Here is a 9,112-nt window from a genome sequence, read left to right as displayed (position 1 = left end):
CTCATAACCTGAAGGCCGCAGGTTCAAATCCTGCCCCCGCAACCAACGATCCCTGTGATTGCGCCAAGCCCTTGCCACGCAAGGCCTTTTTTGCGTTTCTGGCCCTCAGGTATTCTGCCTCAAGGTAACGGCCCGATTGCTACCGCGGGGAATATGCCTTGACGCGTGCGACGATCTCCTCGTCGAGGACGAAGCAATCGAGGAACTCCTGCCTTTTTTTGGCAGACCTACGCGCGTCGGCCAGCATTTGCCTGAGTTCGTCAATGCCATTGTCTGTCAGAGCGGGTGTACTCTTGTCATCTCCGGTCACAACGCTGATGATGTTCCCATAGATCAGGTTGTCGAGGTGGCTCGGGAAATCTGCACAGCTAGGATAAGTGGAGTTTCCGCCTGACTTCGGCTTAGATGCCGGGAACAGGAGATACCATGACGAGACGACCGTGCCGGAACCACAGCCCGGCTTTCAAGGCAAAAGTGGCGCTCGCCGCGATCCGAGGTGAGCAGACGCTGGTGGAATTATCCCAGCAATTCGACGTGCATGCCAACCAGATCAAACAGTGGAAGGACCAACTCCTTGAAGGGGCGACCGGCGTTTTCAGCGATGAAGCCAAGGCAGACCGGCGGGTCCAACCGTCGGCGTCAAAACGCTTCACGCCATGTGACAAACTGCGTTTGCAGCGAGATCGGTGAGCTGACACTGGAGAGCGATTTTTTAGCCGGAGCGCTCGGCAAGGCGGGATTGCTGCGCGGAAAGAAATGATCGACCGAACACACAAACTGTCGGTCGCACGTCAGGCCAGGGTTCACGGCTTCAGCCGTGGCAGCATCTACTATTCGCCGCGTCCGGTAAGGTATGGAACAGAAGAACGAGCCAGCGCGTCATGTTGTCGGCGGTGTCGAGTGCACAGGCAGTTATGGTGCTGGGCTGCTGCGATATATGCAGGCCGCGGGCGTGAAGGCCCTTGAAGTTACCACACCAGATCGTCACGACCGTCGTAGCACGACCTATTTGTAGACGCGAATAATGACCCGTTGCCCGACCCGGAACGGAGCGTCGCGGCCCACCATCACGATGGAGGTTGCTGTGCGAATGTCATTGCGTTCGCCGGGCATGCCGGTTGACTGCATCAGAACGGGAGAAATGCGGCTGATGCGACCCTCATATGCCTGCCCCGATCTGTCTTCTGCAAGCACCTCAACAGGCACACCGGGTTTGACGTTGTCGAGAAACTGCTCGGGGATTTCCGCCCTGACGATCTTCTGGCCTTCCGGCAGGATGGTGAACATCTCCGTCGCGCCGCTGGCGGCGGCAAATTCCCCGACTTTAATCCCCTGCCTGATGATGAAACCGTCGACCGGAGCGCGGATTGTTCGTATTTCGACTTCGCGGGCGGCGATATCGCGCCGCATCTTTGCGGCAGCGAGAACCGAGGCGGCCACCTTCAATTCGCCGGTGAGATTGTCCCTGGCTGCTATGGCTTCATCGAGAGCTTGGTCCGAGACGGCATTTCCCGCTGCGGCGCGCTTGACCCGATCTGCCTGGCGAGAAAGGTTTTTCATCTTCATCTGAAGAAGATTATGTTGCTCTTCGGCCTGCAGAGCTTCCTCCGATGCGATCTTCGCCGATAACGTTTCCTGACTGGAGTCGAGTACCGCCATGACGTCCCCCGCTTTGACCTGGTCACCCTCGTTGACCAGCAGGGACGCAACGATGCCATCGCGGGGGGAGGCGACCCGCAGAAGACCGCCCGGGATATCTACGACCCCCCTAGCGGCAGCCAGGATGGGTGGACCGACCAGATCCGGCCGGTCGGTATCTTCCTCGGCGTTTGGGGAAAGTGCGGTGAAATACAAGAGCGCCACGCCGATCATCCCAGCCGAAACCGTTGTCACTGCCGGACGTTTAATACGAGGGAGAAATTTCATGTCTTTAAGATCCTGTGGAACTTTTACCGGAGATGGGCCTGATGTCTCGGAGCAGGCGTCCGTCCTCCATCTGGAGGACACGATCAGCCTGCTTGACGAGACGCATGTCGTGCGAAACACACAGCACCGCCGAACCGGAGTCTTTTGCGATGGACTGGAGAATCTCGACAATGTTTCGACCGTTTTCGCTGTCGAGGGCGCTGGTCGGTTCGTCTGCGAAGAGAATGGCGGGTTTTTTGACGATAGCGCGGGCAATAGCAACACGCTGTTTTTCACCGCCGGACATCTCCGATGGCCGTAGATGACTTCTCTTTGACAAGCCGACGCTTGCCAATGCGCTTTCGGCCCGTTCGCGGGCCTCTGCAGCGGGAACAGACATGTAATTAAGCGGTATCTGCACCTGCTCGACTGCGGTGAGGCCCGGGAAAAGATTGAACCCCTGAAAAACAAATCCGCAATTCTTAAGGCGAAATTCGTCCCGCGCTTCATCGCTTAATGTCGACAGCATGACATCACCTGCGCTCACCGACCCGTCATCGGGCTTCGTCATGCCGCTGAGGATGGCAAGCAGCGTGCTCTTACCGCAGCCCGAAGGGCCAATCAGTAGCGTGAATTCTCCAGCGAAAATGTCGACCGACACATCCGACAACGCCTGCATGTGAATGTTATGTATTGTAAAGGACTTACCGATATTGCGCGCGCTGAGGACAGGCAGCATGGTTCACCTCAAAAGCGTGGCGGGATCGGTGTCCCGCAAACGATGAATTGCCAGAAGACAGGCGACAGCCGCGACAAGAAGCACCACCGTTGAGGCTGCAGCAACGATGGTGAAGCGCAGTTCGAAGGGAACTCGGTAAACCGCCGCCATCAGGGCGATTGCAACGCTTAAAAACAGGCTGATGATAAAACCGAAAAGACCGACCCAGCCCGCCTGTTCGATGACGATGAAACGGAGCCGGTCGAAGGGTACGCCAAGCGCCCTGAGCGTCGCATATTGAGGCACCGTGCCGGCCACCGCACCCATCAAGGTCTGGCTCGTTATGACGGCACCGATCATCACGGCGATGAGGGTCGCGAAAATGAATGCAATCCCCGCACCCGAATCCAGCAACATGTACATCGTTGTCATCGATGCGAGTTCTTCAGCCGACCAGACCTCGAAGCGGCGTATGTCGGTACCGCTGTTGAGGCGCGCCTGTATGGCGGCGCCGTTGGTGCCCGGCTTGAGATCATAGAGGAAATAGGTGGCGCCGCCGTCGCTGGGCAGGCTGTGATCGAGATTACGGGCGGTCTCCCTTGAGGCCACCAAATTGACGCCGCCCAGGCCGCGAAGGCCGTCGATATAATCGACAATCCGCACCGAACGCCCGTTCACTTCGGCAATACCGCCCTTTTTTGTAGAAAGCTTCGAAGCGTCTGCAATGTCCACAAGGACGGTGCCGGGCTCGCTCAACTGATTTCGCAGCGATCCGGGAATGATGCGCGCGAGGGCATCGGCGTCATTTGCCGTATCGATGCCGAGCACGGTGACGCTGACACCGCCGCCGCCATGCGTGCCTCTCCAGTCGCCGGAGCCGAACAGGACCGGCTCCACATGCGAAATCGCCGGCTCGGCATAGAGATTTGTCGCCACACTCGCCGGGATGGCGCGGCCTAGGTCGACACTCTGCGTTCCCGGAAAACCCACCCAGTATTCGGCTTTGGATTGCGTGACGTAAAGACCATTGGCGCCCACGATGCCCAGCAACAAGGCACCCTGGACCGTCATCAGGACGCCCGAGAAGGCAATCGCGATTGTCGCGGGTAAAAAGCGGCGCCATTCGTGAAGAAGGGTCTTGCGCGCAATCGAGATCGTCATGATCCGCTTTTCCTCCGTTTATCGGGGGAGGTTGCGATACCCGACGCCTCCGCGGCGAGACTTCCGCCCGTTGCTTTCGCAAAGGCAATCAGGGCTTCCGCTTCGTCCTTCATCGCTTCGGTGAGTTGACGGCGGGTTTCTGCGGCTGCGAGTTGGCGACCCGCAAGGACGGAGGCGTCCGACAGTCCTTCGCGGGACAGCAATTGGGCCTCCGCTGAGCCCTTTTCAGCCGTGGCATGCGCCGATTTTGCACGGGCAGTTTCCAGGCGCGCGGCAAGCAGCGCCCGCAAGGCCGAGGAGGCTTCACCATGGGCGACAAGAACCGCCTGTCGGTAAGCCGCGACGGCCTCACGCAATTGCGCTTTTTTTGCCTCCACGACATCGAGCCGTTTCCCGTAGTCGAAGAGGGGCATTTGTAATGACGGACCGCCCATGATGCCGAAAATGGACCCAGAGACGGGTGATCCGATACCGATCATCCCCGAAAGGTGAAGTTGTGGATAAAGATCTGACTTCGCAATTCCCACTTCGGCCCCAGCCTTCAGGACGGCGAATTCCGCCCTCCTGACATCCGGGCGCTGCCGAAGTACATCGGCCGGGACCGCCGTTACCCGTGCTTTGCTAGCCACGGGTTGCGGTTTTACTACCGATAGTACCGCATCACCCTCCATCGCGCCCTGAAGCAAGGCAATGCGCTGGATTTCGTCCGCGATGGCATTGTCGAGGAGACGTTTTTGTTGCGCCATCGCGGCACTATCGTCGGTTGCCGACTGGGCTTCGAGCCTTGTCGCCAATCCGCTTCGTGACCGCACGGTCGCCACATCCCTGGCTATTGTTTTGGCGGACGAAAGGAGATTGGCATTTCGTCGCTGGTGCTGCAGCGCCCGCAGACGCACGTAACTTGTTGCGGCCTCCGCCGCGACGGAGAGCTTTGCCGCATTTACGTCTTCCGCCGCCATGTATCGGTCGAGATCGGCAGATTGCTGGGCGAGCTTATCTTGCCCGAAGAGAGCGATTTCCCAGCCGGTCTCAAGATTAAGCTGAGCTGGACGGCGGGAAATGTCGTCTACCTTTGTCCTGCTGCTGGAACCCGTTGCAGACCCGGAGAGGCCGACATTGGGCAGGAAGCCGGAAGACGCAGAGTGTGAAATGGCGGCGGCGGCAGCCAGCCGCTCGCGGGCCTGCGCCACGGTGAGATTGCCCTGCTCTACACGCGCCACGATGGCATTGAGTTGACTGTCGTTAAACGCCAGCCACCAGGCTTCGCTGCCTTGGTGGGGTCGCGGCGCGCGCACCGGCGAAAACTCTGCCGGTGCGATGTCCGAAAAAGTCGGTCCGCCCTGATGGCAGGAAGACAGGAGGAGAGCAATGAGCACCCAGCGATGCCGATTCAAGACGACATTGCAATTCGACCTCGAACGATCGACGCAATCACGACGCACCCTATTCATTTTGGACCACATGAAACACGCATTACCCAGAAAAAGAGCTGTTGATCCCCAGTGCCGGTCGCTGATGCGACAATTCGAATGAATGCCGCCGCATTCATCACCCCTCCCAAGACCATTGCAGGCTCAAGATTTCGCGCAGTCACTGTGCAGATTTGGTCGAGGACGCCGGTATCGCCCTTTCCTCCGGTGCCGTCGACACACACCAGGCACCCGCAATGATCAGCGCACTTCCGCCCAGTTGAAGAGCGGATACCGGTTCGGAATAGAGGAGCCAAGCGCTTGCGAGCACGAAAACATAGCTGACCGCAGAAAGCGGAAACGCTTTGGACAGGTCAGTCTGCTCAAGCACACGCAGCCATAGGACGAAACAGACAATTTCGGCAATGATGGCCAGAATAAACCAGGGTGATGTGGCAAGACTAACCAACCATTGAACGCCGAATTCGCCTGAAACATGGACAGCGCTCTCCTTGAGAAAAATCTGCTGCAGCGTATTCAACAGGGGGATGGAGAGCCAAAGCGTCGGCAGATCCTTCATTGCTTCTCCAATCCATCGGAGCTGAAAAGCGGTGAAACCCATCTCAGCAGCGTGTGCAGGGCGGGGTTCTGGTGCCTGAAAAACATGGAGTTCGCAGTCAATGTGCTGCCGAGGCGGAGCTTGTTTTGATAGTAGGCCTGCCCGCTTTGATATCGGGTGAGCCCATGCTCGAGGCAAAAACGCAGATTTTCAAACCAGCTAAGATAATAGAGATTGTACGGCTTGCCGCGTACGGCATCCATGCAGAAGAATTTATCGATGAGCCGATTGCGGTCGTGCAAAAGCAGGTTGAAGGCGAGAATGTCGTCTCCAACGCGATAGACGGTGCAGAACGCATTCTCAGGCAGATTTGACAGGACACCGGTGAAGTAGTCCGACGTCAGCTCTTCGAACTGCCACTCACTTCGGTTACGGGTATCGTGATAAAGTTCGAGAAAGCGGGGCAACATCTCGCCAAGGTCGGTAACCCTCTCCACTTTCACCTCGGAGGCTGCGCGGCATTTGCGACGCATGTCCTTGCGTGTCGAAGACGACAATCCGGCGAGATAGGTCTCGATATCGGGAAAGTCCACGCTCAACCATGCGGTTGGCAAGCCGGGCATGGCGACGAACGCGCGCCGGTGGACCGCTGCCGAAAGCGCTCGTCCCAGAGGTATCGGCACGTCTTTCAGCGCGAACAGGCAGTATCCTGACATCTGGGCCCATCGTTCCGTGCATTCCAGTAGATAGGTCATCAGATCAGCTTCCCAAACGCCGGGAATATCTGGATGCATTCCGATGTTCGCGCTTTCCGTACAGGGAGAGCCGATACAGGCAAGCCGGAGTGACAGAAACCGTGGGAGTCGTTTGCGAATGCCTTCGACAAGAGACGTCAGTCGCCCTCGTTCCAGCGTCGTTTCCAGACGGTAATCGCATAGAAAAATCGGAGCGGCAGCGATGATTATCCCGTGATAGCTGATGGTTGCATACCGCCACTCAAAGCCCTCAAGGCCGGACTGTTCGACTGCCATCAAGTAGTCATAGCGCTCTATATCGGCGCTGAAGCACGCATCCCAGGCATCCCTGTCGACGGCGACAAGAGTCTCGTGGATCCGGAATTCGAGGTTTCGGGAGTTGAGACCCGGGCCGTCGCCAAACTCAAATCGGGTTTCTAAACGCATGTTTTGTCTCAAAAAACCGGGCGGAAAGATCGGCGACTTTGCGATGTTCCCTGTCCACGTGGATCATATGGTAGCTGTCGTTCAACCAGTGCAGCGCTCTTGGGCCGCCAATCTTTGCGGCGATGTAGCGGGCGTGATCGGGACCGCTGAGATCATCTTCAGTTGAATGAATGATGAGAGATGGCGTGGTGATCTGAGGCAGATGCTTCTTGAGATGGTGGCCGAGCCGGCTCATCTCGACGAGACCGCGCCCCGGGAAATGGCTGAGAACACCTTCATTTTCCATGGCCGCAATCATCCGTCTCAGGCGCTCGTCCTTGATGCCGAGGGAAGGCGTTTCGCTGAAATTGAGACGATCGATGAAGGGTATCAGCCTGATCCATCTGATGTGCGGTGACAGGATCGCGTAATAGCGCGGAACATTCCAGCCATCGTAGTGGAAACAGGGTGAGTAGAGCGCGACCGACTTGATCGGGGACGCTTGCATATGCGACGCGAGCAGCGAAAGCTTTCCGCCAACGCAAATGCCGGCGGAAAAGACGATGTCGCTTCGCGTTGCCAGCCAGTCTGCGGCGATCGCGATGCTGTCGAGCCAGTCTTCAAAGCGGGAACGCCGCAAGGCGGCTTCCCCACGCCCGTGCCCGGCGAGCAAGGGGGCAAAAACCGAATAACCCCTGCGGCTGAATTGCCGCGCCACCAGACGCATTTCGGCAGGGGCGCCGCTCATGCCGTGTACAAGCATGACGGCCTTGCCGTTCGTGCCCTCTTCGAAAAAGGAAAGACCGTCGTTTGACGGATTGAACACTTTCGTCTTTTCGTCTGTCGGAGCTTGAGGGAAGGGGCGGGATAGGCTGGATTGTGAGCCGGCGAAAGAAAACGTCATAATCCCGATACTCCCACGCAGATGACGCCGCCCGATACCAGGGCAACACCGATCGAGTGCCGCAGGCCGACTGTTTCCCTGAAAAGGATGGCGCTAAAGATGGTAATGACGGCATAGCTCGAGGCCATCAGCGGGAATGCGATGGAAAGCGGAACGTGCGAAAGGACATAGGTCCAGGCGACGAGCTCTACGCCCCAGAACACGACCCCGATTAATGTCCAGGGGTGGAGATAAATGTTGCGCCGGTCCTTGGCCGAGGCCAGTTTGAAGCAGACTTCCCTGCCGGCCTCCGTCAGCACGCAGAAAAGAATGAGAGCAAGCATTGTGTTACTGAGCCCGTCCGTCATGACAGTATGTCCGAAAAAGACCTTAAAAGCGTAAGGTTGGTGATGGTATTGCGATCGCGGGTCATCACCGCATCGGGGGCGCGCAACGGCTGGTCGATCAGGATTTCCCCCTGCTTCAGAAGTCGTGTGAGCAGGGTGCCGCTATAAACCGGCGTCGAATAATCACCGATGACGTCAGCACCCACGATACGATGTCGCGTCGCAATATCGCTTAAGAGCTCGAGGATCGTGGAAAGCCGCAATCGGCCCTGATCCCAATTGGTGATCGCGTCGTCCAGCGACAGGCAATCCTTGTCTATGGTGATGTAGACATTGGACGTGAATATCCGCGAGAGCAGGTGCTCTCTGAATGCCGCCAGTCCCATTTTTTTCATTGTCGACCAGATGAGATGGTTGCTCGCCTGAGTGTAGCTGACGCTCTCCCCATAGGCGCGTTTGACGCGGCTTGGCAGGCGATCGTAAGGGTAGAGTTCAACCTTGCCGTTAGCCAGATTGCCGAGGTTAGCACCCTTGCGCTCCGGCGATTGCAGGTCATCGCTGCAGACACCAAGCGTGATGATTTTTTGAACATTTGGATGTTCTGCAACCTCATTGACCCACGAGCCGCAATGGAGACCGTTGTCGAAATTGACCCAGTCAGGGTGATTGTCGATATGGATGACGGTGAGAGGTCCATCGAAACTTTCTGCCGCCTCGGCAATCAGCATTGCTGAGACATGATGAAAGTCGCCCGATCCAAGGAAACACAGTCGAGGGGACGCGGGCGCGCCGGCGGGGCGCGCTATACCGGGTTTCAACAGATCGAGCGACTCCCTCCTGCTCCAGAGACGAACGGCGCTCCCACAGCGTCGTTCGTCAACCTCGCGCGCGCCCACCGAAAGTGCGGCATCAACAAAGGTTGGCTGCAGATGTAGGGCATCGTCGAGATGGAGCAGAAGCGTATTCACGA

At 57.7% G+C, this 9,112-nt stretch carries 9 protein-coding genes and 2 pseudogenes; 1 reads left to right on the top strand and 10 read right to left on the bottom strand.

Annotation, left to right across the window (positions count from 1 at the left end; all coding sequences use genetic code 11):
* Positions 1-139: 139 nt before the first annotated feature.
* A pseudogene (locus BS627_RS24990) lies at positions 140-352 on the bottom strand (hypothetical protein); the annotation flags it as partial.
* 53 nt (positions 353-405) lie between these two features.
* On the opposite strand from BS627_RS24990, the pseudogene BS627_RS10680 reads away from it, so the two are divergent.
* Positions 406-858, top strand: a pseudogene (locus tag BS627_RS10680) (IS3 family transposase); the annotation flags it as partial.
* Positions 859-1,005: 147 nt separating this feature from the next.
* On the opposite strand, the gene BS627_RS10675 reads toward BS627_RS10680, so the two are convergent.
* From BS627_RS10675 to BS627_RS10635, 9 genes are all read right to left on the bottom strand, one after another.
* A complete protein-coding gene (locus BS627_RS10675; RefSeq protein WP_245307090.1) occupies positions 1,006-1,872 on the bottom strand; it encodes an efflux RND transporter periplasmic adaptor subunit in 867 nt (288 codons plus the stop codon).
* Positions 1,873-1,930: 58 nt separating this feature from the next.
* Positions 1,931-2,644, bottom strand: coding sequence for an ABC transporter ATP-binding protein (locus BS627_RS10670; RefSeq protein WP_077983191.1), 714 nt, complete (start codon positions 2,642-2,644; stop codon positions 1,931-1,933).
* 3 nt (positions 2,645-2,647) lie between these two features.
* On the bottom strand, positions 2,648-3,784 hold the full coding sequence (locus tag BS627_RS10665) for an ABC transporter permease (RefSeq protein ID WP_077983190.1): 1,137 nt from the start codon (positions 3,782-3,784) through the stop codon (positions 2,648-2,650).
* Positions 3,781-5,160 (bottom strand): TolC family protein, encoded by a 1,380-nt coding sequence (locus BS627_RS10660; RefSeq protein WP_245307087.1) that lies wholly within the window; start codon positions 5,158-5,160, stop codon positions 3,781-3,783. The genes BS627_RS10665 and BS627_RS10660 overlap by 4 nt, the downstream gene beginning before the upstream one ends.
* A 214-nt stretch (positions 5,161-5,374) precedes the next feature.
* A complete protein-coding gene (locus tag BS627_RS10655; RefSeq protein ID WP_077983188.1) occupies positions 5,375-5,773 on the bottom strand; it encodes an EamA family transporter in 399 nt (132 codons plus the stop codon).
* Positions 5,770-6,933, bottom strand: a complete 1,164-nt coding sequence (locus BS627_RS10650; RefSeq protein WP_077983187.1) for a GNAT family N-acetyltransferase — start codon at positions 6,931-6,933, stop codon at positions 5,770-5,772. The genes BS627_RS10655 and BS627_RS10650 overlap by 4 nt, the downstream gene beginning before the upstream one ends.
* Positions 6,911-7,816: an alpha/beta hydrolase gene (locus BS627_RS10645; RefSeq protein WP_276327080.1), complete on the bottom strand. Its 906-nt coding sequence runs from the start codon at positions 7,814-7,816 to the stop codon at positions 6,911-6,913. Before BS627_RS10645 ends, BS627_RS10650 begins: the two co-directional genes overlap by 23 nt.
* A complete protein-coding gene (locus BS627_RS10640) occupies positions 7,813-8,163 on the bottom strand; it encodes a DMT family transporter (protein WP_077983186.1) in 351 nt (116 codons plus the stop codon). The genes BS627_RS10645 and BS627_RS10640 overlap by 4 nt, the downstream gene beginning before the upstream one ends.
* The gene (locus tag BS627_RS10635) at positions 8,160-9,110 is read right to left on the bottom strand and encodes an arginase family protein (RefSeq protein WP_077983185.1); all 951 of its coding nucleotides are present in this window, start codon (positions 9,108-9,110) and stop codon (positions 8,160-8,162) included. The genes BS627_RS10640 and BS627_RS10635 overlap by 4 nt, the downstream gene beginning before the upstream one ends.
* Positions 9,111-9,112 lie beyond the last annotated feature (2 nt).

Source organism: Agrobacterium salinitolerans (genome assembly GCF_002008225.1).
GTDB classification, from domain to species: Bacteria; Pseudomonadota; Alphaproteobacteria; order Rhizobiales; family Rhizobiaceae; genus Agrobacterium; species Agrobacterium salinitolerans.
The sequence above is the reverse complement of the archived record's forward strand: the minus strand, read 5'-3'. Positions and strand labels throughout refer to the sequence as shown.